The sequence below is a fragment of the Lentzea roselyniae genome (assembly GCF_039537795.1).
In the GTDB taxonomy this organism is placed as follows: domain Bacteria; phylum Actinomycetota; class Actinomycetes; order Mycobacteriales; family Pseudonocardiaceae; genus Lentzea; species Lentzea atacamensis.
Genome location: NZ_BAABBE010000017.1, coordinates 27907 through 51410 on the forward strand (window position 1 = coordinate 27907; position 23504 = coordinate 51410).

Here is a 23504-nt window from a genome sequence, read left to right on the forward strand (position 1 = left end):
GGCCAACCCTGCTTTCAGTTCACGGGTTGTCCTCGTGGTCTCGCGGAGCGGTACAGCGAACTCTGGGAGTCACTCGAAAGGAGACGATGATGGAGTGGCTCAACGAGCTCGCCGCGTGGGCGTGGGCACGGCACCACAACGAGCTGAGCTGGTACATCCGGCCGCTGTTCCTGCTGCCGTTCGCGTACTTCAGCTACAGGCGCAGCGGGTGGGGCATCGCGGTCACCCTCGTCGCACTGGCGACGAGCATGGCGTGGTTCCCCGCGCCGGAGCACCCGGCCCCCGGCGCGATCGAGTTCCTCGCCGCCGAGCGCGAGTACCTGCTGGGGGAGTGGACGCTCGCGAAGATCGCCGTGGCTCTCCTCGTCCCGGTGATGCTGGGCGGGCTGGCGGCGGCGTTGTGGCAGAGGTCGCTGATCTGGGCGCTCGTCGCGATCAACGGCGGTGGGCTGTCCAAGATCGTGTGGTCGTTCGTGGTGAGCGACACCGCCGGCGCGATGCAGCTCTTCTACCCCGCGGCGGCAGGACTCGTCGTGGTGAACGCGGTCGTGTTGTTCATGTGGCGGCGCAGGCGGGTCGCGCACGTGGTTCCATCGGCCCATGCGGGTAGCACTGGCTGACGACGCGGCGCTGTTCCGCGAGGGTGTCGCGCGTTTGCTCACCGACGCGGGGTTCGAGGTGGTGGCGAAGACCGGTGACGCGGCCGAGCTCCTGGCTCGGGTGCGCGCCGACCCGCCGGACGTCGTGGTCGTGGACATCCGGATGCCGCCGGGCTTCTCCACCGAAGGGCTCGACGCCGCGCAGGAGATCCGCAGGAACCACCCGGACGTCGGGGTGCTCGTCCTCTCCGCGCACGTCGAGCCGCACTACGCGTTGCAGCTGCTCGACCAGGAGGCGCGTGGCGCCGGCTACCTGCTCAAGGATCGGGTCACCGACCCCGCCGAACTGGCCGACGCGGTGCGCAGGGTCGCGGCGGGCGGGCTCGTGATCGACCCCGGCGTGGTGGCGACGCTGGTGGGACGGCGGCGGGTCGACGACCCGCTGGAGTCGTTGTCGGAACGGGAACGCGAGGTGCTCGCCGTGATGGCCGAGGGACGGTCGAACCAGGCGATCTGCGAGCGGTTGTTCCTGAGCCCCAAGACGGTGGAGGCGTACGTGCGGTCGGTGTTCACGAAGCTCGGCCTGCGGCAGGGGCCCGACGACAACCGGCGCGTGCTGGCAGTGCTCGCCTACCTGCGCCGATGAGAATCCTCTGGCTGAGCACCGGATTCCTCGCGCTGGGCGCGCTCGTCTGGGGCGGCTACGAGGTCTCGGTGCCCGCCGTCGTGCTCAACCTCGCGGTGGGGTTGTCGTTCATCGGCGCGGGCCTGGAGGCGGCGGACCGGCGCCCGGACAGCCGCAGCGGGCAGCTGATGATCGCGGTCGGGCTGGCGTGGTTCGTGCGGCTGGCCGGGGCGATCGAGAACGACGCCGCGTTCGCGATCGGGGTCGCCACCAAGACGTTCTACCTCGCGGTGCTCGGCCACCTGCTGGTCACCTACCCGACCGGACGCATCACGAGTCGTTGGCAGCTCGTGGTGGTGAGCGTCGCCTACTTGCTGACGGTGCCGGTCAACGTGGGCTATCTGCTGGTGACGCCGTTGGAGCCGCAGAACATCGTCGTGATCCGCGAGGTCTCGGCTCCGGACGTCCCCGCGGTCGCGGTCGTCGTCATGACCAGCGGGATCGTGCTGTTCGGTGCACTGCTCGCGCGGATGATCACGCGCTGGCTGCGGTCGGGCAGCGTGGCACGGCGCGATCTGGGGCCGGTCGTGTGGGGTGGCGCGGCGATCGGGCTGACCGTGGTCGTCACGTACCTGGCGGCGTTGCTCGGGTTGCCGCCGGGCGTGCAGGTGGCGTTGCAGTGGTCGACCGAGGTCGTGCTGGTCGGATGGCCGCTGGCGTTGCTCTACGGGCTGCTGCGGGCGCGGCTGGACCGGTCCGCGGTGGGGGAGCTGGCCGTGTCGCTCGGCGCCGGGCTGCCGGACGACCTGCGCTCGGTGCTCGCGAGGACCCTGCACGACCCGTCGCTGGAGATCGTCTACGGCGAGGTGCCGCCTGCTTCGCGCGGTGTCACCTACCTCGAAGCCGGTGGCACGCGGCTGGCGGCGCTCGTGCACGATCCCGCGCTGGATCCCGCTTTCGTGCGGGCGGTCGCGGCGAGCGCGGCGCTGGCCGTGCAGAACGAGCTGCGGCTGCAGCGCATCGTGGCAGCGGCCGACGAGGCACGCCGCCAGGTCGAACGCGATCTCCACGACGGCGCGCAGCAGCGGCTGGTCTCGGTCCTGCTCACGCTGAAGCTGGCCGAAAGCTCACCCGAACTGCTGGCCGCCGCACGCGACGAGCTCGCCAAGGCGCTGGACGAACTGCGTGAGCTGGCCCGCGGCATCTACCCCGTCCTGCTGACCGACGCCGGACTCGGTCCCGCACTGATCTCGCTCGTCGAACGGTCCGCGGTTCCGGCGGTGCTGGTGGGTGTACCGGAGGAACGGCTTTCGCCTGTCGCGGAACGGACCTGCTACTTCGTGATCGCGGAGGCGCTGACGAACGCCATCAGGCATTCACAGGCCCGCGAGGTGAGGATCGAGGTCACCTGCGTGGACGGGCTGGTGACGGTCGACGTGAGTGACAACGGGAGCGGTGGCGCCTCTCGGCTGCGCGGGCTGGACGACCGCGTGGCGGCCGTGGGCGGACGGCTCACCGTGCACTCGCCCGTGGGTGAAGGAACTAGGGTGCGGGCGGAGTTCAGCGACCCGCGGCGGTGACGGCCTCCGCGATCGCCTGGTGGCCCGCGGGCGTCGGGTGCACGTCCGTGCGGTCGCAGAAGTAGGTGAGCGCACACACCTTGGCCACCGAGGCGGGGATCCGGCCGTACTTCGGGTCCTGGGTGAGGTCCGTCAGCGCCCCGTAGCCGCCGGTCGTGTTCGTGACGTCGGCGAACTTCGCGCCGAACTTGGCGTACACGGCGGCGATCTTGCTGTTGAAGTCCTGGAACATCGTGACCGACAGGCGCGCGATGTTCTTGCCGTTCGGGATCGACGGGTTCACCCACGCCCCGAGGAAGATGTCCGGGTAGGTCAACCCGACGATCTTCACGTCCGGCGCGGCCTCGCGGAGCTCGGCGAGCGCCGCGGCGACGTTGGTCGTGATGGCGGTGACGGTCGTGGCCGCGCACTGCAGCGGGTCCTGGGCGATCGCGCACGGCGCCAGGTCGTTGCCGCCGATCACGATGGTGACCAGCCCTGCCTTCGTGGCGCGCAACACCTCCACCGCCGCGTCGAGCTGGGTCCTGCCACCCGCGTCCTGGCCGCACGCGGGTTTGGTGCCGAGGTCGGCGGAGGTGGCGCCGTTGCAGGCGAGGTTGATCAGCTTGAGCCCGGACTGCTTCGCGACGATCTGCGCGAAGCTCTCGCCGGTGCCGCCCGGAGCGAAGCCGGTGGCGTAGGAGTCACCGATCGACACGTAGGTCTGCGGAGGCGGTGGGGTGCTGCTGGACGCAGGCGCCGGGGCGGGTGCCGGCGGGGTCGACGTGCACGCGGTCAGCGCGGTCAGCAACGCCACGACCAGGGCAAACCTCGGCACACCCGCTCCTTCTCATCGGTTCCTGATGTGCCGAGGCTACGAAACCGCCCGTGAGGGTGCTGTCAGCGGATTGCCCCGAGAGCGAACAGCGATCATGGGAGCCCGCATCGGTGTTTAGGTGGTGGCATGACGGAGGATGCCTACCAGCGTTATCTGAACCTCGAGCCGACCACCGAGAGCCCTCACGTCGTGCTGATCGCGGGCATTCCCGGAGCGGGCAAGAGCACGCTCGCGGAGTCGCTCGCCCGCACTCTGCGCAGGCCCATCGTCTCGATGGACTGGTTGCTGGGCACGATGACGCCGTTCGAAGAGCTGGACGGGTTCGCGGTATCGCTGGTGGACCTGAACGTCGCCGCCTCGATCGCCCGGCACGTCCAGCTCGGGATCGACGTGGCCGTCGACGTGGCCGGGCACACCCGCGCGAACCGGGAACGCCTGCGCGAGCTCACCGAACGGCTCGGCGGCGTGTTCGTCGGCGTCGAGTGCGTCTGCTCCGACGAGAACCTGCACCGCGAGCGGATCGAGGGGCGGGACCGGGGCATTCCTGGCTGGCATCCCACGGTTCCGTGGACGCACGTCGAGCGGATGCGCGGCCTGTGGGAGCCGTGGGAGGAAGACCACCTGGTGCTCGACTCGGCCGTGGAAACCCCGGAGTCCTCGCTCAAGCGTGTCCTCGGCGCGATGGGGAAGTGAGCCTGGCGGGCGCTGCGGCCGTGGCTCGGCCGCAGCGCCCGGTGCGGCGTCAGAGGCGGTAGAAGTTCTTGTAGTGGTCCGGCGAGAAGTAGACGTTGCCGTTGGTGCGGTCGACGACGATCCGGTACGCGTCCCGGGAGGCTCCGCAGGCGCGCGGGTAGACGTCGAACTCCTGGTAGCGGTGGCCGGACGGCAGCTGGCCCTCGCGGTTCTGGAAGGTGCCGCCGGCGAAGTTGCACTGGCCGTTCGGCCAGTCGTACCAGTCGCGGACGCTCGGGTACCCCATCGACGACCAGGTCGAGTTGGCGGAGCGCGCCGCGGAACAGCGCGTCTGGGTGCAGGAGCTGTAGACGGCCGCGTCGGCGGCGGGCGTCACGACAGCGGTCACGCCGAGCACGGACGCCACGATGGCGAGAGCGGCGAGCAGACGATGTGCCCAGTGCGGTTGCAGGGTTTGCACTTCAAGACCTCCATCGGCAGGGATCGTGGATGTCATGATCTTGTCCATTGATCACCACGGGCCGGTGAACGGCTGGTGACCAACCGCGCAACGGCGACTGTGGCCTCTGCACGGTCGCACAGTGGGCGGTTTTGGATCAACGTGGCCTCTGAACGCCCGAGTTGATCAACTCCGAACAGCCGATTGCACGCGCTGCCACCGGAGATAGATTTGTCCAATGGCAGCACGGAAGCACTTGGTGGTGCTGTTGGCCCTGTTCGTCACAGCCTGCACGGCCGAGCAGGGCGGCATGCCCTCGCCGGCACCACGAGTGTCCTCCTCGCCGCCTTCGGAAGCGGAGCCGTCCACAAAGGTGCGTGCCGTCATCGACGGCCGCACCGTGGAACTCGCGGACGGCACCCGCGCCCGGATCTCGTTGCTCGCCGAGCCGTCATCGTGCGCTGCAGCTGCGGCGCTGGACTTCACGACGAAGACGTTGCTGGACAAGGAAGTTCGTGTTTCCAGCATCACGCCGGGCGAGGTGTCGCTGGTCCTGCCCGATGGCACCGACTTCGCGTTGCTGGCCGTTCGCGGCGGCATGCTGCGCACCACGGGAGTGGACGGCGGTCCGCTCACCGAGGCGGAAAGCCAGGCGTCGCAGGCGAAACTCGGGCTGTGGGCGCAGGAGTGTCCAACCTCGACACCCGTGCAGGCGCCGCCTTCTCCTTCGCCTTCCTCGACCGCTCCCCCTGCTCCGCCTTGTGTTGTCGTGTACCGGATCAACAGCGAATGGCCCGGTGCGTTCCAGGGCGAGGTGACCGTGCGCAACGCCAGCGGTGCGCTGATCAACGGCTGGACGTTGCGCTGGCGCTACGCCGACGGGCAGACGGTGACGCAGATGTGGAATGCCACGGTGTCTCAGTCGGGCGCGGACGTCACCGTCACGAATGCCGGTTATACCGCGTTGATCGTGCCTGATGGTTCGGTGTCGCTCGGGTTCAACGCCTCTGTCAGCGGTGCCAACTCCGTGCCGGACTCGTTCACGCTGAACGGAGCTGCCTGCACGGTGGGATGATCAGTTCGCCTGCCACCACTCGGTGACGATCCTGGCGTACTCGTCCGCGTTCTCCTCCCACACGAAGTGGCCGGCGTCGACCACGTCGAGCTTGCTGTTCGGCAGCTTGCTGTGCAGGTGTTCGACGTTCGACACCGGGACCACCGGGTCGTGCGCGCCGTTGATCAGCTGGACCGGGGTGGTGATGGCGGGAAGCAGGCCGTTCAGGGTCCGCAGGTCGGTGGGGTAGGCGCGGACGTAGGGCAGCTGCTCCACGAACCGGTGGCCCTGGTAGGCGGCGAGGTAGTCCTGGCGCACCACGTCCGGTAGCTCGTAGCGCTCGATCGCGTCCATGGCGATGGTCACGATGTCCTTGGGGCCCATCGCCTTGTACGGCGCGAGATCCTCGTCGTGCACCCACTCGTGCAGCGGGGTGCCCAGGTCGGTCGGTACGAGGGCACCGCCGCTGCCGATGACGACGCTGCGAAACCGGCCGGGGTGGTTCGCCGCGGCGAACAGGGCCGCGCTGGTGCCGATGTCCGGGCCCACGACGTGGGGCTCGGTCAGGCCGAACTCGTCGGCGATGCGCACGATGAACTCGCCCATCGCGCTGGGGCTGAGGAGGTCTTCGCGCAGTTCGGAGTGGCCGAAGCCGGGGAGGTCGACCGCGATCAGGTGCGCGTGCTCGGCCAGGCGCGACCAGGTGGCGTCGTAGGCGTAGAGGCTCTCCGGCCACGGGCTGAGCAGGAGTGCGGCGGGCTTCTGGTGCGGGCTCTCGGCGTACCGGATCGACAGACCGTCGATGGTGCGGAAGCGGGGCTGGATGTCACTCATGACCTCAATATGACCGGTCGTCTTAGCCTCGTCAAGGATTGAGACGACCGGTCATATTTATTCCCGGTTCAGCCTTACTTCCGGTTCAGTGCAGGACGGTCTCGAACGCGACGGTGAAGAACGCGGCGAACGACGAGCCGTCCTTGGCCGCCCGTTCGCCGACGATGGCGCCTTCCCAGGCGTTGATCAGGAAGCGGCCGAGGGCGCCGGCGTCCTGCTGGGTGGTCAGTGAGCCGTCGGCCTGGGCCTCGCGGATCGCCGCGGTGATCGTCTTCGCCCACTGGTCGAAGGCTGCCGCCACGCCCTCCCGGATGGCGGGGATGTGGTCGGCCGCCTCGGTGCTGAAGTTGCCGTACACGCAGCCGCGCTCGTAGCCGAAGTCCTCGATGTCCTGGGCGAGCGCTTCGAAGTGGCTGCGCAGCCGGACCAGCGCTGGTGCCGACGTATCAGCGAGCTTGTCGAGGTGCCGCGTCTCCCCGTAGCGGTCCATCACGACGAGCGCGAGCGCTTCCTTGCTCTCGAAGTGGTTGTAGAACGAGCCCTTGGGCACACCCGCGCTGTCGGTGATCAGCTTGACGCCGCACGCGTTGTAGCCGTGGCGGTGGAACTGCTCGAATGCGGCTTCGACGATCTGGTCCCGCACGCTGGCCCTGGGCATCCCTTTAATATGGGCGGTCGTCTCGATCGCGTCAAGTCGAGCACGCTTTCCGTTCAGCGGAAGACTTTGGTCGACGGCGTCCGCCACGCGTCCTTAGCGTTTGATCCCGTGACGACCAGTCAGCACGAGATCAGCGACGAGATCGCGAAGATCCATGCCGACGCACCGGCGGGTGCGCCGCTGCTGGACTTCCCGCCGTACCGCAGCACCTTGTTGCGCCACCCGACGAAGGAGCTCCAGCTCGTCGACCCCGAGGGCGCCGAGCTGCTCGCCCCGGTCTTCGGGCACTCCGACGTGGCACCCGTCGAGGCGGACCTGACCGTCCAGCGCGGAGGCGAGCCCATCGGCGAACGCATCCGCGTCCACGGCCGCGTGCTCGACGGCGACGGCCGCCCGGTGCGCCGCCAGCTGGTGGAGATCTGGCAGGCCAACGCCGCCGGCCGCTACTCCCACCAGGGCGACCAGCACCCGGCACCGCTGGACCCGAACTTCACCGGCGTCGGCCGCTGCCTGACCGACGACGACGGCTGGTACTCGTTCACGTCGATCAAGCCGGGCCCCTACCCGTGGCGCAACCACCACAACGCGTGGCGCCCCGCCCACATCCACTTCTCCTTGTTCGGCACGGACTTCACCCAGCGGCTGATCACGCAGATGTACTTCCCCGGCGACCAGCTGCTGGCCCTGGACCCGATCGCCCAGTCGATCACCGACCCGGCCGCTCGGTCGCGCCTGATCGCCTCCTACGACCACTCCCGGTCCGAGCACGAGTGGCTGCTCGGCTACCGCTGGGACATCGTGCTGACCGGAAGCCACGCGACCTACCTGGAGCCGTCCGATGACTGAAGCGACTCCCGGCCAGACCGTCGGCCCGTTCTTCCACCACGCCCTCGCCTATCCGGGCGACTCCGAGCTGGTGCCCTTCGGCGCGGCAGGCTCCGTCGTCCTGCACGGCCACGTCTACGACGGCGCCGGCGACCCGGTGCCCGACGCGATGATCGAGATCCGGCAGGCCGACGCCTCCGGTGTGGTCCCGGCCGTCGGTGGCTCGTTGCGACGCCGCGGGTCCGCGTTCACCGGCTGGGGCCGCTGCTGCACGGACGCGGCCGGGCACTACTGGTTCAGCACGGTGGAGCCGGGTCTGCCGTTCTTCGCGGTGACGGTGTTCGCGCGCGGCCTGCTCGACCGCTTGTTCACGCGGATCTACCTGCCCGACGCCACCGACGCCGTCGACGGCCTGGTGGCCACGCGCGAGACGGACGGTCGTCTTCGCTTCGACATCCACCTGCAGGGCCCGTCCGAGACGGTGTTCTTCACGTTCCCGCGGACCTGATCGTGCTGCCGGGCTCCTATCGCGCCGCCGGACTGGTCGATGACACGGCACTGGTCCGGGCGATGCTGGACGTCGAGGTCGCCTGGGCACGGGTCCTCGGCACGCCGGTGTCGCTGGGTTCCTGGACACCCGTGCTGGACCCGGCCGAGGTCGAGGCCGCCGGGAACCCGGTTCTGCCTCTGGTGTCGGCCGTGCGATCCCAGGTCTCCGGTTCCGTCCACACCGGACTGACCAGTCAGGACGTGCTCGACACGGCGCTGATGCTGCTGGCGCGCGATGTGTTGTCGCGTGTCTCGGCCGATCTGGCGCGAGTCGGTGCCGCGCTCGCCCGGCTGGCTGATGAGCACCGGTCGAGCGTCATGGCCGGACGCACGCTGACCCAGTTCGCCGTGCCGATCACGTTCGGGCTGAAGGCAGCGCGGTGGTTGGTGGGAGTGCTGGACTCTCTCGACGAGTTGGACGCGGTGTCGCGAAACCTGCCCGTGCAGTGCGGGGGTGCGGCGGGCACGTTGTCACGTGCGGCGTCGGTGGTGGACCCGCTTGCGGCGGCTGCTGCGTTCGCCGAGCACCTGGGGCTCGTGTGGCCCGGGATGCCCTGGCACACCTATCGTGCGCCGGTCACGCGTCTCGGGGACGCGCTGGTGCGGACGTGCGACGCGCTGGGCGTGATGGCCGCGGACGTGCTGACCCTGGGGCGGCCGGAGATCGGCGAGGTCCGTGAGGGAGCCGTGGCGGGGCGGGGTGGGTCGTCGACCATGCCGCACAAGCGCAATCCGGTGCTGTCGGTGCTGGTGAACAGTGCCGCTCTGCAGGCTCCGCAGTTCGGGGCGCAGCTGCACCTGTGCTCGGCGCGGGCGGTGGACGAGCGGCCCGACGGGGCCTGGCACGCCGAGTGGCCGGCGCTGCGCGGGTTGATGGAGCTCGCGGTGGTGGCGGCGTCGCAGGCCGCGGAGCTGACCGAAGGGCTTGAGGTGCACGCCGACGTGATGGCGCGCCGGGCCGCCGGGGCGGCTGAGGATCTGCTGGCCGAGCGGGGTGGCGGCACGGATCCGGCCGCGTATCTCGGGATGGCCGAGTCGTTCGTGGACGAGGTGCTCCGTCGGAATCGATCCCGATTCCGCCCCCTCCGGGGGGAGCACGAGGTCCCCACTCCGATCGTCTCAGAGGGGTCTGACAGAAATGGCGACTGAGCTGAGCTTGACGAGGCTGGCCGGTTCGGAGGCCTCGGCGCGGTTGCTGGTGGTCGGGCCCTCGCTGGGCACGTCGGTGGCGTTGCTGTGGCGGGACTGCGCGATGGTGCTGCCCGGCGAGTTCGAGGTGATCGGCTGGGATCTGCCCGGCCACGGCTCCGGCTCGCCTGCCACGGCGCCGTTCACCGTCGAAGACCTCGCCGGAGAGCTGACCACGTGCGTCGAAGCGCTGGCCGGGAATCGGCCGGTTGTGTACGCCGGGGTGTCGTTCGGCGGCGCTGTCGGGTTCGAGCTGGCGACGCGGGCGGAGAGTCCGTTCGAGGCGGTCGTGTGCATCGGGGCGGCGCCGCGGATCGGGGAGCCCGCGATGTGGCGGGAGCGGGCCGCGTTGGTGCGCAGGGCCGGCACGCCGGTGATGGTCGAGGGATCGGCGCAGCGGTGGTTCGCGCCGGGGTTCGTCGAGCGGGCGCCGCGGGTCGCGGGGGCGTTGCTGCGGGCCTTGGCCGATGCGGACAACGAGTCGTACGCGCTGGCTTGTGAGGCGCTGGGCCGGTTCGAAGCGGGCGAGGCCACCACACCGGTGCGGGTGCTGGTGGGAGAGCACGACGTCGTGGTGTCGCCGGAGACGGCTGACGTGGTGCTCGCCGGGTGTGGGCATCTGCCGCCCGCCGAGGATCCGGCGGGAGTGGCGGCGGTGTTGGTGCGGGTGCTCGAGGAGATGCGGTGTCGTACGACGACGGCATGAAGGTTCGGCGTGAGGTGCTCGGGGACGCGCATGTCGATCGGGCCGCGCCGGACGAGTTCACGCGGGACTTCCAGGACTTCATCACGCGCTACGCGTGGGGCGAGATCTGGACGCGGCCAGGGCTCGATCGGCGGATGCGCAGTGCGATCACGCTCACGGCGTTGATCGCGCGGGGGCATTGGGAGGAGCTCGGGCTGCACGTCGCGGCGGCGCGGCGGAACGGGCTCAGCGTGGAGGAGATCGGTGAGGTGATCCTGCAGAGCGCGATCTACTGCGGGGTGCCGGCGGCCAACCACGCGTTCGCGGTGGCGCGGCGGGTGCTGGAGGAGGAAGCGTGAACGCGCGCGAGGCCGTGGCGGGCACCGCCGACGGGGAGACCGTGCTGATCGGTGGCTTCGGGCCCGCCGGGGAGCCGGTGCAGCTGATCGAGGCGTTGCTCGACAGCGGGGCGGAAGGGCTGACGGTCGAGTTCGACCTGGTGCTGCGGGGGAATCTCGCTGAACGGATCAGGGCCGGCGGTGCGGCCATCGGGGCGGGCGCCGGCGAGGGCGCACCGGGCCGGCCGGTTCGGGAACCTCGGCCCGATCATGGCCGCCGCGACGACCACCGTCGTGCAGGTCGGGGAGTTCGGGGAGACCGACCCCGAACACGTTGCGACGCAGGGCATCTACGTCAATCAGATCGTCCACATCGGACGTGCGGAAAACCGAAACTGCTCGAAGAGTGCACGTATCCGCTCACCGGACTGCGGTGCGTCAGCCGCGTGTACGCCGACCTCGCGACCTTCCTGATCACCGAGAACGGTGTCGTCGTGCGCGATCTGCACGGCATCGAGTTCACCGATCTCCAGTCGTTGCTGGACGTCCCGCTCACCAAGGAGCTGTCATGACGCGCACCCAGGTCGGCATCGTCGGCGCGGGGCCGGCCGGACTGATGCTGTCACATCTGTTGTCGCTCAACGGGATCGACAGCGTGGTGGTCGACTGCCGGACCCGCGTGGAGATCGAGAACACGGTCCGCGCCGGCATCCTCGAAGCCGACAGCGCCCGCTTGCTCGTCGACACCGGCGTGTCCGACCGCGTGCTGCGCGACGGCCATCCGCACGAGGGCATCGATCTGCGGTTCGGCGGCGAGAGCCACCGCATCGACTTCCGCGCGCTGGTGGGCGAATCGGTGTGGCTGTACCCGCAGACCGACGTGTTCGTCGACCTCGCCAACGCCCGTGCCCGCGACGGCGGCGACGTGCGGTTCGGCGTCAGCGACACGTCGGTCGACATCAACGGGCCCGCGATCCGTTTCACCGACAGCGACGGCGTCCACCAGGAAGTCCGCTGCGACCTGCTCGTCGGGGCGGACGGCTCGCGGTCGATCTGCCGCGCCGAAGTACCGGAGTCCGTGCGCACGCACAGCTTCCGCGAGTACCCGTTCGCCTGGTTCGGCATCATCACCGAGGCGCCGCGCAGCGCCCCGGAGCTGGTCTACTCGCACTCGCCGCGCGGGTTCGCGTTGATCAGCCAGCGCACCGAGACCCACCAGCGCATGTACTTCCAGTGCGATCCGGAGACCGATCCCGCCGCCTGGTCCTCGGACCGCATCTGGGAGGAGCTGCAGGCTCGGGTGGCGGGCCCCGACGGCTTCACGCTGAACGAGGGCCCGATCACCGAGAAGACGGTGCTGCGCTTCCGCTCGTTCGTCGCGGAACCCATGCGCCACGGCAACCTCCTGCTCGCCGGCGACGCCGCCCACACCGTGCCGCCCACCGGCGCGAAGGGACTCAACCTGGCGCTGCAGGACGTCCGGGTGCTCGCCGAGGTCATCGAACGCGCGTTGCTGAAGAACGACAGCGACGCGCTGGACGAGTACGGGCCGCGCGCGCTGGACCGCGTGTGGAAGGCGCAGCACTTCTCGTACTGGATGACGACGATGCTGCACGCGCTGCCCGGCGCGACCGGCTTCGACGTGCGGCGGCAGCTCGGTGAGCTGGCATCGGTGGTGGGGTCGGAGGCGGGGTCGCGGTACCTGGCGGAGGGCTACACCGGCTGGCCCTCGCGGAAGTAACGGGATCTGTCGCCTTCGACGACAAGGTGTCGAGCGGGAGGCGACATGACTCTGCAGGACTACCTGGCAGCGGGGGCGCTCGCTGCGGGCGTGCTCGCGTTGCCGGCGGCATGGGCAGCTTGGTCGAGCTGGCGAACCGCCAGGCAGGCTGGAGGGAAGGCTCGCTTCCGAGACCAACTGCAGTCGTTGCGCGACAACCAGAGGGCGTTGACACGCCGAATGCTGGCCGCGAGTCCTGAACACCTGCGGCAGTCGAACCTGCCCGTGCTGACCAGGCCGGAGTGGATGCGCCTCGTTCCGTTCGACCTCGCCGACGTCAAGATCGAGTGGCTGGACGAGTCGTTCGACGATGTCGCGAAGTTCCGTCGTGCCTCCGCCAAGGTCTTGGACAAGATCCAGATCGCGCCCATCACCAGGTACAGCACTGCTCTGATTGAGATCGCGGGGTTGACCAGGCTCTTCGACGGCGTGATCTACCGACTGGTCGACGTCGAGCTAACCGCGGACTCGAAACGGATGGTCTTCACCAGATCAACCTACTTCGCGGACCTCGACACGAGTGAGGTGCTCGCGTTCGAAGCCCAGACGTCGCGCCGGCGGTCCTATCGCCGTCGGCTGCGTGACCCGTTCGACTTCCGCAAGCGGGTGGCGGGCCTGGGCATCGACACGCTGACCATTCGGCGCGACGGCGAGCGAGCGGGATTCTTCCTGCTCCAGAGGGATCCGAAGAACGTCGTGAACAACGCCTCCATGATCGGGGTGATACCTGCGGGGGAGTTCACGCCGTCCGACGTGTCGGGTGAGGCCGTGTCCCGTGATCTTGACCTGTGGAAGAACATCATGCGCGAGTACGCCGAGGAGATGCTCGGGGTACCGGACGCACAGGGGCAGGGCGGCCGGTGGATCGACTACGCATCGGAGTCGCCGTACTGGGAGCTCGAAATGGCCCGGGCGACCGGGCAACTGCAGGTCAAAGTGCTCGGATTGGGTGTCGACCCACTCCCGTGGAAGACCGAGCTGCTCACCGTGTGTGTGATCGACGCCGAGGTGTTCGACGAGGTCTTCGCTCCGGTGCCGGCGCGCAACGAGGAGGGGATCATCATCGCCGGCGATCGCAGGAACGGTCTGCCGTTCAACGAAGCCACCGTCGACCGCTACTGCCGCGCGCACAACGTCTCGCCGAACACGGAAGCGTGTCTGAGGCTGGCCTGGCAGCACCGCGCCGAGCTCGGACTCGGCTAGTCACAACGGCAGCAGCTCGACCTCGCCGCCCCGGTGGCCGGGCGGCACGACCGCGAGGGCGTCGGCGAGCGCGGCACCCCACAGCGATCCCGGCCGGTCGTGCCCGACGGGGACGCCGGCTCTGGTGACCGGGACCAGGCGCGTGTCGTGAGGATGTGCGCCGGCGTCGCCCAGCCAGGCGGTGACCGGCGCCCGGATCGCCTGACCGCCGAGGGTGTCGAGCAGCGGCCGGAGCAGGGTGAGGACCGCGGCCAGTGCGGCGAACGGGTTGCCCGGCAGGCCCGCGACACAGCGGCCGTCGGGCAGGACGGCGAGCAGCATCGGGTGGCCAGGGCGGCAGGCGACGCCGCTGACCAGCACCTCGGCGTCCAGGTCGGCCAGCACCCGGCGGAGGTGGTCAGCCGGGCCGACGGACGTGGCGCCACACGTGACGAGCACGTCGGCCTGGTCGAAGGTCAGCGCGTCGGCCAGGGCGGACGGGTCGTCGCGCAGGTGGGTGGTGCCGAACAGGTCGGCTCCGGTGAGCAGGCCGGGGAGCATCGGGCCGATCGCGTCGCGGACCCGGCCGGGGCGGGGCGGGCCGGCGTGGAGGAGCTCGTCGCCGGTCACGACCACGGCGACGCGGGGGCGGCGGTGGACCAGGAGGGTGTCGTGGCCCGCGCCTGCCGCGAGGCCCAGGACGGCGGGGGAGACGAGGGAACCGGCGGGAACGAGCTCGTCGCCCGCTGACCAGTCCTCGCCGCGGCGGCGGATGTGCTTGCCAGGTGGACGGTTCGGCGCCTGGTGGGACTCGCCGTGGTCGCCGGGTGGGCGGTTCGGCGCCTGGCGGGACTCGCCGGGCCGACGGTCCGCTACCCCGCCCGCAGCCTCCCGGAGCACCCCGGCCTCGACCGAGCACAGCTCCACCGGGATCACCGAGTCCGGCCCGTCCGGCACCGGCGCACCCGTCGCCACCCCGAACGCCTCGCCCGCGCGCAGCCGCACCCCCGGCACCGGGTCACCAGCGGCCACCCGTGCCACCACGATCCACGGCCCTGGTCCGGCCACCGCGTAGCGTCCATCGCCGAGGTGTCGCAGGTCGGCTGGCTCGCCAGCGCCCGCACACCGGACGCGAGCGCCAGGCCGAGCGCGTCCGGCAGCGCGACCTCGACGGCCTCCAGCGGCTTGGCCGCTTCCCGCGCCGTCTGGCGGGCGAGATTCCAGGGCATGTTCATCAGGACTCCCGTGGTATAGCCTACCTCATACTGTATGCAATCCTCGGGACGGGGTGAAGGGCATGCCAGTCGCGACTTACCTACGTGATCACGTCGGCAGGCTCTACCGGGTGGGGGAGACCGACGTCGAGGTGTCGGGGCGGTCACGCCGCGCGGTGTTGTGGGCGGCCTGGGCGGCGATGCTCGCGGCCGGCATCGGGCAGTACGGGTTCGGCGCGCTGATCCCTCAGCTGCAGGACCGGTGGAGTGTGCCGGAGTTGTTCTGGGCGCTGGCGCTGTGGACGTTGTGCCAGGCGGGCACGGCGTTTCCGGCGGCCTGGTTGCGGCAGCAGAAGAGACTGACGGCGGCCGGGGCCATGTGGATCGGCGCGGTCCTGTGTGGTGCGGGGCTCGTGACGCTCGGGCAGGGACAGCTCGTCGGGTACTCCGTCCTCGGAGGGATCGGCGCGGGCCTCGTCTACGCGACGTGCCTCGGCACGATCGTGCGGTGGTATCCGGAGCGCGTCACCAGGAAGGTCGCCTTCGTCAGCGGGGCCTTCGCGTACGGGTCGGTGCCGTTCGTGCTCGCCGCCGGGTTCCTGCTCGGCGACGTCGGCGGGTTCCTCACGCAGGCCGCGATCGCGATCACCGCGGTGGTCGCCGTGGCCGGGGTGGTGATGAAGGATCCGCCCGAGCACTGGTGGCCGCCGAACGTGTCGCCGCGCGAGTGGGCGCTGGACCGGGCTCGGGTGCCGAACCGGTTCGCGCTCAAGGAGTTCCGCACGCACGAGGCCATGCGGTGCGGCACGTTCTGGTGGCTGTACGGCGGTGTGGCGTTCGCGGCGGCGGTCTCGCTCTACGACCTGGCCTATCTGCCGTTGTTCGTGGGCGACAAGGTGCTCGGGGCGGTCGCGCTGGCGACCCTCGCGGCGGCCACGGGCACCGGGCGCGTGCTCGTCGGGTGGATCTCCGACCGGATCGGCCGCAGGAAGGCGCTGGTCTGGACGCTGGCGACCGGAGGCCTGGCGCAGTTCGTGCTGCTGTACTCCGGCAACGTCATCGGGTTGCTGGTGGGAGCAACGCTCGCGGGACTGGGCACGGGGTGCTGTTACTCGTTGCTGGTCGGCGTCACGCGGGAGTACTTCGGCGAGACGAACGGGGCGCAGAACTTCGGCGTGCTCTACACGGCGAAGGCGGCCGGAGCGCTCCTCGCGGCGATCGTCCTTGCCTCGCAGGGGCCCGAGTTCGCCTTCGTCGCAGCCGGAGTGCTCGGGCTGGCGGGCGCGGTGCTCACGCGACACCTCTCGCAGCCGGGAAGGCCGCGGCTGTGAGCCGGGTACCGGTCCTGACGAAGGGCTGGCACCGGACGCCCGCCGAGGGGTGTTGCCTGTTGGAGCTGACGTCGGTGCTCGCGGGCGAGGTGTGGTCGGACCGGCCGGCCTGCGTGCACCCGGTGCTGGCCTGTGTGGCGCGGTGCGTGAACGATCAGTCCACAACGGACGGACGACGCAAGCTGCTGCCGTTCGCCGTCAAGATGATCGGCACGGACAAGGCTCCGGCGGCGGAGGAACTGGTCGCCCATTGCGTGCGCAGGAGCGGGATCACCGCGCGGCGGTGGTGGCCGCGCGGCTTGGTGGTGGTCAGGGCGGTGCGGGCGATGAGCGGGGACGAGGTGTTGCGGCGGCTGCTCGGCGAGTGCGTCGCGATCTGCAGGGAGGCAGGCGATGGGACGGGTGACGAGCAGGCGGCGCGTGGTGCGGCTGGTGGACGACGCGGCCATCGCGCGGCCGGACACGCTCGCGGTCGAGGAACCGCTGGAGATCCGGGTGCGGGGCAGGTCGCTCGCCGTGACCATGCGTACGCCCGGTGACGACTTCGACCTCGCCGCGGGCTTCCTGGTCAGCGAGGGCGTGGTGCGCAACCCGTCCGACATCGCGTCGATCCGCTACTGCGCGGGTGCCACGGCGGACGGCACCAACACCTACAACGTGCTCGACGTCGGCCTCGCAGAAGGTGTCGCGCCACCGGATCCGTCGATCGAGCGCAACTTCTACACCACGTCGTCGTGCGGCCTGTGCGGCAAGGCCAGCCTGGATGCCGTGCGCACCACCGCGACCTGGCAGGTGGCGGCCGACCCGATCCGGCTCGACCCGAAGCTGATCACCGAGTTCCCGACCAAACTCCGTGCCGCGCAACGGGTCTTCGACCGGACCGGCGGCCTGCACGCGGCCGGGTTGTTCGACGACCGGGGCAGCCTGCTGTGCCTGCGCGAGGACGTCGGCCGGCACAACGCGGTGGACAAGGTCGTCGGCTGGGCCACCCGCGGCGGACGGCTGCCGCTCACCGGCACCGTGCTGATGGTCAGCGGCCGGGCGTCGTTCGAGCTGGTGCAGAAGGCTGTCATGGCCGGGATTCCGGTGCTCACCGCGGTGTCCGCGCCGTCGTCGCTCGCGGCGGACCTCGCCGAGGAGATGGGCCTGACGCTGGTCGGGTTCCTGCGCGGCACGTCGATGAACGTCTACACAGGAGGCCACCGCCTCGGCGTGACGGTTGGCGCCCGTTAGTCCGTAAGGAGTCCTCCGCGCGGATGATGCCCCGTGGCGGACGCGATCTTGAACGAGGCCGCCTACCGTTCCTCCCATGTTGACTGTGAGGGGGATCAGCCGGAGCTTCGGCGACCACCGCGTCCTCGACGAGGTGAGTTTCGACGTGAAGCCCGGCCGGATGACCGGCTTCCTGGGGGCGAACGGATCCGGCAAGACGACGACGATGCGGATCGTGCTGGGGGTGCTCGCCGCGCACGGGGGCACGGTGAGCTGGCAGGGGGAGCCGGTCACTCCGCAACGCAGGCCGCACTTCGGCTACATGCCGGAGGAGCGCGGGCTGTACCCGAAGATGAAGGTGCGCGAGCAGATCACCTGGCTCGGGCGGTTGCACGGCGTCGACCGGACGGTCGCGGAGCGCAACACCGACCAGCTCCTCGAAGACCTGGAGCTGACCGGACGTGCGAACGACCGGCTGGAGCAGCTGTCGCTCGGCAACCAGCAGCGCGTGCAGATCGCCGCCGCGCTGGTGCACGACCCGGACGTGCTGATCCTCGACGAGCCGTTCTCCGGCCTCGACCCGATCGCCGTCGAGACCGTGCTGGACGTGCTGCGCAAGCGGGCCGCGAACGGCGTGCCGGTGCTGTTCTCCAGCCACCAGCTCGCGATCGTGGAACGGCTCTGCGACGACGTCGTGATCATCTCAAAGGGACGGATCGCGGCGAACGGATCGCGCGAGGAACTGCGCCAGAACCACGCGGGCACCCGCTACGAGATCGTCGTCGCCGAGGACGCGGGCTGGGTCCGCGACGTCCCGGGGGCGACGATCCTGGAGCTCGACGGGCCGCGTGCGGTGTTCGAGGCCGAACCCCAGCGGGTGCTCGCCGAAGCGGTGAAGCGCGGCGAGGTCCGCTCGTTCACGCCGGTCGTCCCCACGCTCGACGAGATCTTCAAGGAAGTGATCTGACATGGCTCGTGCTTCCTTCTCCCAGGCGACCTGGCTCGTCGCCGAACGCGAGATGAAGACCTTCGTCACCACCAAGGGGTTCTGGATCGGGTTCGTCGCCACGATCGTCGGCCTCTTCGCGCTGACCGTGCTGCCGACCGTGTTCGGCGACGACGACCCGAAGGTCGCGGCGGTCGGCTCGGCCGTTCAGGTGGTGCAGGGCAAGGCGCTCGACGTCCGCGAGGTCGCGGACGTCCAGGCGGCTTCGGAACTGGTCAGGGCCGACGAGGTCGAGGCGGCGATCGTGCCGGACGGCAGCGGGATCAAGGTCATCGCGCTGAACGACCCGCCGAACGACGTGATCCGCCAGCTCGTCGCCTCGCCGCCGGTCGAGCTGCTGGACGCCTCCGCGGTGAACTCCGACCAGAGGTTCGTCACCGTGCTCGTGTTCGGGCTGGTGTTCCTGATGTTCGGCATGGGCGGCGCGGCCATCGCGCAGAGCACCGTGACCGAGAAGCAGACCCGGATCGTCGAGATCCTGGTGTCCACGGTGCCGGTGCGGGCGCTGCTCGCCGGCAAGATCCTCGGGCACACGATCCTCACGCTGGGCCAGGTCGTGGTGCTGGCGCTCGCGGCACCGATCGCGCTGCGGGTCGCCGGACTGGGCGAGCTGCTGGCCGTGGTGGTGCCGGCGCTGGGGTGGTTCGTGCCGTTCCTGATGCTCGGGTTCGTGCTGATCTCGTCGATGTGGGCGGTCGCGGGCGCGCTGGTCAGCCGTCAGGAGGACCTCGGTTCGACGATGGGCCTCGTGATGCTCGCGGTGATGGGCCCGTACTTCGGCGTCCAGTTCTTCTTCGACAACGCGGCGGTGCTCGCCGTCATGTCGTACGTGCCGTTCACGGCGGGGGTGGCGATGCCGGTGCGGATGTTCGCGCAGCAGGCGCAACCGTGGGAGGCACTGCTGTCGCTCGGGATCCTGGCGGCCACCGTCGTGGCGATCCTGCTGGTCGCGTCCAGGCTCTACACCGGGTCGCTGTTGCAGACCGGCGCGCGGGTCAAGCTGTCGCGAGCCTGGGCCCCTGCAGAATAGGCACATGACCGCCGATCCGATTCGCCTCGCCGTCGTCGGCCTGGGCGCCATGGGCACCCGGATGCTGACGGCGGCGCGGGCACACCCCGACTACACCGTGGTCGCGGGCGTCGACATCGCACCCCGCACCCTCGGCGTCCCCGTCGTCACCTCGCTCGACGACGTGCTGTCCGAAGTGGACGCGGTGTACATCGCCACCCCGCCCGCGCTGCACGCCGGACTCGCGACCAAGGCGTTCGCCGCGGGCAAGGCGGTGTTCTGCGAGAAACCGCTCGCGGTCGACCTCGACGAGGCGCGGGCGATGGCCGACGCCGCCAGGGGACGGGCGAACGCCGTGAACTTCGCACTGTCGGACATGGTCGCCACACTGGAGATCGAACGCCAGCTGCTGGAGCTCGGCGCACTGCGGGGCGTCGAGATCAGGCTGCAGTTCCCGCGCTGGCCACGTGCGTTCCAGGCGGAAGCGGCATGGCTCGCGCGAGACGAGCAGGGCGGATTCGTCCGCGAGGTGCTGTCGCACTTCATCTACCTCACCGACCGGCTGCTCGGCCCCCTCACCGTCGAGTCGGTGTCGGCGGACTTCCCCGAAACCGGCGCCGCCGAGGTCGCGGCACGCGGCCTGCTGCGGGGCAGCGGCGTGCCGGTGCACGTGTCCGCGTTCTCCGGACTGGCCGGGCCGGAGATCTACGAGTGGACCGTGTGGGGCACCGAACGCTCGCTGCGCCTCGACCAGTGGGCAGACCTGTCCACTTCGGACGGCGGCGCGTGGGAGCCGGTGCCGCTGACGCAGACCGGTTCCGACTACTCGCGGCTCACGCTGTTCGCGCAGGCCGTGCGGGGTGAACACCCGCGCGACCTGGCGAACTTCGACAGCGGCCTGCGCGTGGCCGAGGTGATCGAGGCCTTCCTGCGCTAGCGCAGGCGGATGTGCTCGAGAATCGCGTCCGCCAGCACGGAATGCATCGTGGCCGGGATGCTGTGTCCCATGCCGTCGAGCTCCAGCAGCCGTGCGTCCGGCAGCAGACCTGCCAGGTGACGGCCGAAACCGAGCGGGTAGAACGGATCCTCGCTCGCCTGGAGCACCAGCGTCGGGGTCTCGGCCTTGCGCAGGTCCTCCGCGCCACGCGGCAGCGGCGTGGCTCCGAGCCGCACGTGTCCGGTGGCCGGGAGGAACGTGCCCGCGTGCGCGATCGCGCGTTCCTCCAGCCGCCGGTACTCCGCCGCGTCGAACGGCAGCTTGTCCCCGTGCAGCTCCCGCCAGAGCGCCACCCGGCGTTCCAGCTCGGACTCCACGTCGGCTCCCGGCTCGGCGAGCGCGATCATCCTGCTGATGCGCTCGCCGTTGTCCGGCTGCGTCTCGTCCGTGGTCCCCATGTCGAGGGCACCGGTGAGGGCGAGCGTGAGGGACCGAAGACGCCCGGGGTGGTCCACGGCCAGCAGCTGGCCGATGAGACCGCCCATCGACACGCCGACGACATGAGCCTTGTCGACGCCGTGGGCGTCCAGCACCGCCAGCGCGTCCTGGGTGAGGTCGGTGAAGTCGTAGGTGGCGTCCGGCACCGTCGTCGACTTGCCGGTGTCGCGGTGGTCGTACCTGATCACCCGATACCCGCCGCCGACCAGCAGCTCGACGAACTCGTCCGGCCATCCCATCGCGGACGCGTTGGCGCCCATGATCAGGAAGATCGGCGGAGCCGCCGGATCACCGAGGTCCTCGCTCCACAGCCGGACCTGCCCCGTCTCGACGACACGTTCTGCCACGACGCCCCCTGTACTTGATCAACTCCATCCCACGTTACTCGAGCCCGAAAATGCGTTTGACCGTGTTCGGCAGGATCGGGGAGATGGGGATCCTGTTCGTCACACTCGCTGGACATGGCCACGTCACACCGACCCTCGCGGTGGTCGAGGAGCTCGTGAAACGCGGTGCCGAGGTCGACTACGCGACCGGCGCCGAACACGCGGAAGCCGTGACGGGAGCCGGTGCGCGCTGGGTGGAGCTGCCCGCGCTGCCCGACTTCCGCCCGGTCACCGCCAACCCGATCGACGAGTGGTTTCCGCACTACTTCAGGGCGATGAGCGCCACCTACCCGGTGCTGCTCGACCGCTGCCGGACCACGCGTCCCGACCTGATCTGCTACGACGCGACGAACTGGCCGGCGCGGCTGGTGGCGCGCAAGCTCGGCATCCCGGCGGTGCGCACCATGCCGCACACCGCGTCCAACGAGCACTACAAGGTGATGGACGTCGACCTGGACCGGTACCTCACCGAGGACACCGCGCGGTTCGCGGCCGAACACGGCGTCGAGCTCGACCCGTGGAGCACGGTGGAGGCACCGGAGGCGTGCAGCGTGGTGTTCCTGCCGCGCGAGTTCCAGCCGTTCGGGGAGACGTTCGACGAGTCGTTCCACTTCGTCGGCCCGGTGCTCGGCAGCCGCCTGGACGAGGAGTGGTCACCGCGCCGCACGGATCTGCCGCTGCTGTACATCTCGCTCGGTTCCGTGATGAGCGACGCCGGCTTCTACGCGGCGTGCGTCGACCAGTTCGGCGACGGCACCTGGCAGGTCGCGATGACCGCGCGCGATGTTGGCGCGGTGCCGGAGAACATCGATGTGCGGCCGTGGTTCCCGCAGCCCGCGGTGCTCAAGCACGCCGACGTGTTCATCAGCCACGGCGGCATGAACTCCACCATGGAGGCTCTGCACCAGGGTGTGCCGCTCGTCGTCGTTCCGCAGACGCCGGAACAGGTCCTGAACGCCGATCGCGTGGCAGAACTCGGGCTCGGCGAACGCGTCGACGACCACGCCGGCCTGCGCGCGGCGGTCGAGCGGGTCGCGAAGAGCGGCACGATCCGGCAGAACCTCGACCGGATGCGTGCCGCCATCGCGAACGGCGGTGGCGCCGGAAGGGCCGCCGACGTGATCCTCAGCCGAGCACTTCGCGCAGCTTGACGCCGAACTCCTCGGGCTTGCCCGCGTAGCCGAACTCACCGCCCATGAACCCGCCGTGGTGGCTGGGGAAGACGACGACCTCCTGGCCGAGCAGCTTCGCGGTGTGCACGGCCGTGCGCGCGGTGAACGCGTTGCCCGTCTCCTCGCCCACGGCGATCACGATGCGGGTCGGCGCGGCCGCGAGCGCGTCCACCTTCACCTGGTAGTCGGTGATCGCGAGCGAGTCCCGCGACAGCAACGGGTTGTCGCGGGTGCCGTCGTCCTCGGCCGGCATGCCGAACTGCGCCGGGTCGGCCGGTGGCAGGGCGAAGTACTCGTCGGTGTACTCGCCCTGCCACGACGACATCACCATGAACTGCGCCATGCCCGCACCGGTTCCGCCGGCGAAGTAGGCGTCGATGAACCCGTCGCGGGCACGTCGGGCGGCCTCCGCGTCGGGCAGCACGTCGATGATCGGCGGCTCGTGCGCGACCAGCGTGACCACGTCGTCCGGGTAGGTCGCCACGAGTTCGAGCGCCGTGACCGCGCCACCGCTGGACGCGAACATGTCGACCGGCCCGCCGACCGCCTGGATCACCGCGTGCACGTCGGCGGCCTGCGTCTCCGGGTTGTTGTCGGTGCGGCCGTCCGACCTCGTGCTGCGGCCGAGTCCGCGGGGGTCGTAGGTGATCACCGTGCGGTCGGGGAACTGGGCGCGCAGCGCGGTGAAACCGCTCGCGTCCATGGGCTGGCCGATCATCATCAACGGGCGGCCGCCCTCGCCGTGCACGTCGTACGTGATGGCCGCGCCGTCGGTTTCCAGAACGTGAGTTGTCATTGAAAAACTCCCCAGTTGTGCTGACCTGAGCAGCCTAGTCACACACGTGAACCCCGATGGGCTGACAGGCCGATCGACCTGCATGTCTTCGACTGTT

The 23504-nt window shown here is 70.1% G+C and carries 28 protein-coding genes; 20 read left to right on the top strand and 8 right to left on the bottom strand.

The features are described 5' to 3' along the window. Positions 1-86 precede the first annotated feature (86 nt). From ABFX45_RS28015 to ABFX45_RS28025, 3 genes are read left to right on the top strand one after another with little or no spacing between them, the layout of a single operon-like run. Complete coding sequence (locus ABFX45_RS28015; protein WP_346133052.1) at positions 87-620, top strand: hypothetical protein; 534 nt, start codon at positions 87-89, stop codon at positions 618-620. Continuing rightward, positions 601-1245, top strand: coding sequence for a response regulator transcription factor (locus ABFX45_RS28020; RefSeq protein WP_109636306.1), 645 nt, complete (start codon positions 601-603; stop codon positions 1243-1245). The genes ABFX45_RS28015 and ABFX45_RS28020 overlap by 20 nt, the downstream gene beginning before the upstream one ends. After that, positions 1242-2804 (top strand): sensor histidine kinase, encoded by a 1563-nt coding sequence (locus tag ABFX45_RS28025; protein WP_346133055.1) that lies wholly within the window; start codon positions 1242-1244, stop codon positions 2802-2804. Before ABFX45_RS28020 ends, ABFX45_RS28025 begins: the two co-directional genes overlap by 4 nt. On the opposite strand, the gene ABFX45_RS28030 is transcribed toward ABFX45_RS28025, so the two are convergent. Further along, positions 2785-3621 carry an SGNH/GDSL hydrolase family protein gene (locus tag ABFX45_RS28030; protein ID WP_346133057.1) on the bottom strand — a complete coding sequence of 279 codons (837 nt, stop codon included), beginning with the start codon at positions 3619-3621 and terminating at the stop codon, positions 2785-2787. The genes ABFX45_RS28025 and ABFX45_RS28030 overlap by 20 nt on opposite strands. Positions 3622-3747: 126 nt before the next feature. Here ABFX45_RS28030 and ABFX45_RS28035 point away from each other — a divergent pair, with 126 nt between their 5' ends. Then, on the top strand, positions 3748-4314 hold the full coding sequence (locus tag ABFX45_RS28035; protein WP_346133059.1) for a P-loop nucleotide/nucleoside kinase family protein: 567 nt from the start codon (positions 3748-3750) through the stop codon (positions 4312-4314). A gap of 49 nt (positions 4315-4363) precedes the next feature. Here the strand turns inward: ABFX45_RS28035 and ABFX45_RS28040 are convergent, their stop codons facing one another. Further along, positions 4364-4810 carry a ribonuclease domain-containing protein gene (locus tag ABFX45_RS28040; protein ID WP_109636490.1) on the bottom strand — a complete coding sequence of 149 codons (447 nt, stop codon included), beginning with the start codon at positions 4808-4810 and terminating at the stop codon, positions 4364-4366. A 181-nt stretch (positions 4811-4991) separates the two neighbouring features. Here ABFX45_RS28040 and ABFX45_RS28045 point away from each other — a divergent pair, with 181 nt between their 5' ends. Continuing rightward, complete coding sequence (locus tag ABFX45_RS28045) at positions 4992-5828, top strand: cellulose binding domain-containing protein (protein WP_346133061.1); 837 nt, start codon at positions 4992-4994, stop codon at positions 5826-5828. On the opposite strand, the gene ABFX45_RS28050 is transcribed toward ABFX45_RS28045, so the two are convergent. Both ABFX45_RS28050 and ABFX45_RS28055 read right to left on the bottom strand, forming a co-directional pair. Then, positions 5829-6641 carry an alpha/beta fold hydrolase gene (locus tag ABFX45_RS28050; protein WP_346133063.1) on the bottom strand — a complete coding sequence of 271 codons (813 nt, stop codon included), beginning with the start codon at positions 6639-6641 and terminating at the stop codon, positions 5829-5831. Positions 6642-6726: 85 nt separating this feature from the next. Beyond that, positions 6727-7299 carry a TetR/AcrR family transcriptional regulator gene (locus ABFX45_RS28055; protein WP_346133065.1) on the bottom strand — a complete coding sequence of 191 codons (573 nt, stop codon included), beginning with the start codon at positions 7297-7299 and terminating at the stop codon, positions 6727-6729. A gap of 108 nt (positions 7300-7407) precedes the next feature. On the opposite strand from ABFX45_RS28055, the gene pcaH reads away from it, so the two are divergent. From pcaH to ABFX45_RS28095, 8 genes are read left to right on the top strand one after another with little or no spacing between them, the layout of a single operon-like run. Continuing rightward, entirely contained in the window at positions 7408-8145 is a 738-nt protein-coding gene (gene pcaH / locus ABFX45_RS28060; RefSeq protein ID WP_233441925.1) for a protocatechuate 3,4-dioxygenase subunit beta, read from the top strand. Beyond that, complete coding sequence (gene pcaG / locus ABFX45_RS28065; protein WP_109636314.1) at positions 8138-8632, top strand: protocatechuate 3,4-dioxygenase subunit alpha; 495 nt, start codon at positions 8138-8140, stop codon at positions 8630-8632. The genes pcaH and pcaG overlap by 8 nt, the downstream gene beginning before the upstream one ends. Before the next feature lie 2 nt (positions 8633-8634). Continuing rightward, positions 8635-9822 carry a lyase family protein gene (locus ABFX45_RS28070; protein ID WP_346133068.1) on the top strand — a complete coding sequence of 396 codons (1188 nt, stop codon included), beginning with the start codon at positions 8635-8637 and terminating at the stop codon, positions 9820-9822. Next, positions 9812-10567: an alpha/beta fold hydrolase gene (locus tag ABFX45_RS28075; RefSeq protein ID WP_346133070.1), complete on the top strand. Its 756-nt coding sequence runs from the start codon at positions 9812-9814 to the stop codon at positions 10565-10567. The genes ABFX45_RS28070 and ABFX45_RS28075 overlap by 11 nt, the downstream gene beginning before the upstream one ends. After that, positions 10564-10905 (top strand): carboxymuconolactone decarboxylase family protein, encoded by a 342-nt coding sequence (locus ABFX45_RS28080; protein WP_109636492.1) that lies wholly within the window; start codon positions 10564-10566, stop codon positions 10903-10905. Before ABFX45_RS28075 ends, ABFX45_RS28080 begins: the two co-directional genes overlap by 4 nt. After that, a complete protein-coding gene (locus tag ABFX45_RS28085; protein WP_346133072.1) occupies positions 10902-11456 on the top strand; it encodes a CoA-transferase in 555 nt (184 codons plus the stop codon). The genes ABFX45_RS28080 and ABFX45_RS28085 overlap by 4 nt, the downstream gene beginning before the upstream one ends. Continuing rightward, positions 11453-12625, top strand: a complete 1173-nt coding sequence (locus tag ABFX45_RS28090) for a 4-hydroxybenzoate 3-monooxygenase (RefSeq protein WP_346133074.1) — start codon at positions 11453-11455, stop codon at positions 12623-12625. The genes ABFX45_RS28085 and ABFX45_RS28090 overlap by 4 nt, the downstream gene beginning before the upstream one ends. A 45-nt stretch (positions 12626-12670) precedes the next feature. After that, positions 12671-13867: a hypothetical protein gene (locus tag ABFX45_RS28095; protein ID WP_346133076.1), complete on the top strand. Its 1197-nt coding sequence runs from the start codon at positions 12671-12673 to the stop codon at positions 13865-13867. Here the strand turns inward: ABFX45_RS28095 and ABFX45_RS28100 are convergent, their stop codons facing one another. Together ABFX45_RS28100 and ABFX45_RS28105 are read right to left on the bottom strand one after the other, a co-directional pair. Beyond that, on the bottom strand, positions 13868-14878 hold the full coding sequence (locus ABFX45_RS28100; RefSeq protein WP_346133078.1) for a molybdopterin-binding protein: 1011 nt from the start codon (positions 14876-14878) through the stop codon (positions 13868-13870). Next, positions 14779-15081, bottom strand: coding sequence for a hypothetical protein (locus tag ABFX45_RS28105; protein ID WP_346133080.1), 303 nt, complete (start codon positions 15079-15081; stop codon positions 14779-14781). Before ABFX45_RS28105 ends, ABFX45_RS28100 begins: the two co-directional genes overlap by 100 nt. 62 nt (positions 15082-15143) lie before the next feature. On the opposite strand from ABFX45_RS28105, the gene ABFX45_RS28110 reads away from it, so the two are divergent. The 6 genes from ABFX45_RS28110 to ABFX45_RS28135 all read left to right on the top strand — a co-directional run bounded on the left by ABFX45_RS28110 (position 15144) and on the right by ABFX45_RS28135 (position 20555). Continuing rightward, positions 15144-16391 carry an MFS transporter gene (locus ABFX45_RS28110; protein WP_346133082.1) on the top strand — a complete coding sequence of 416 codons (1248 nt, stop codon included), beginning with the start codon at positions 15144-15146 and terminating at the stop codon, positions 16389-16391. Next, on the top strand, positions 16388-16930 hold the full coding sequence (locus ABFX45_RS28115; RefSeq protein WP_233439470.1) for a hypothetical protein: 543 nt from the start codon (positions 16388-16390) through the stop codon (positions 16928-16930). The genes ABFX45_RS28110 and ABFX45_RS28115 overlap by 4 nt, the downstream gene beginning before the upstream one ends. Beyond that, positions 16824-17624, top strand: a complete 801-nt coding sequence (gene fdhD / locus ABFX45_RS28120; RefSeq protein WP_233439471.1) for a formate dehydrogenase accessory sulfurtransferase FdhD — start codon at positions 16824-16826, stop codon at positions 17622-17624. The genes ABFX45_RS28115 and fdhD overlap by 107 nt, the downstream gene beginning before the upstream one ends. A 76-nt stretch (positions 17625-17700) precedes the next feature. Continuing rightward, positions 17701-18570 carry an ABC transporter ATP-binding protein gene (locus ABFX45_RS28125; RefSeq protein WP_109636320.1) on the top strand — a complete coding sequence of 290 codons (870 nt, stop codon included), beginning with the start codon at positions 17701-17703 and terminating at the stop codon, positions 18568-18570. 1 nt (position 18571) lies between these two features. After that, entirely contained in the window at positions 18572-19639 is a 1068-nt protein-coding gene (locus tag ABFX45_RS28130; RefSeq protein ID WP_109636321.1) for an ABC transporter permease, read from the top strand. A gap of 4 nt (positions 19640-19643) precedes the next feature. Beyond that, the gene (locus ABFX45_RS28135) at positions 19644-20555 is read left to right on the top strand and encodes a Gfo/Idh/MocA family protein (protein WP_109636322.1); all 912 of its coding nucleotides are present in this window, start codon (positions 19644-19646) and stop codon (positions 20553-20555) included. Here the strand turns inward: ABFX45_RS28135 and ABFX45_RS28140 are convergent. Then, positions 20552-21400: an alpha/beta fold hydrolase gene (locus ABFX45_RS28140; protein WP_109636323.1), complete on the bottom strand. Its 849-nt coding sequence runs from the start codon at positions 21398-21400 to the stop codon at positions 20552-20554. The two genes, ABFX45_RS28135 and ABFX45_RS28140, sit on opposite strands and share 4 nt — an antisense overlap. Positions 21401-21483: 83 nt before the next feature. On the opposite strand from ABFX45_RS28140, the gene ABFX45_RS28145 reads away from it, so the two are divergent. Further along, a complete protein-coding gene (locus tag ABFX45_RS28145) occupies positions 21484-22590 on the top strand; it encodes a macrolide family glycosyltransferase (RefSeq protein ID WP_346133087.1) in 1107 nt (368 codons plus the stop codon). Here ABFX45_RS28145 and ABFX45_RS28150 read toward each other — a convergent pair. After that, complete coding sequence (locus ABFX45_RS28150; RefSeq protein ID WP_109636324.1) at positions 22565-23407, bottom strand: alpha/beta fold hydrolase; 843 nt, start codon at positions 23405-23407, stop codon at positions 22565-22567. The two genes, ABFX45_RS28145 and ABFX45_RS28150, sit on opposite strands and share 26 nt — an antisense overlap. Positions 23408-23504: the final 97 nt, after the last annotated feature.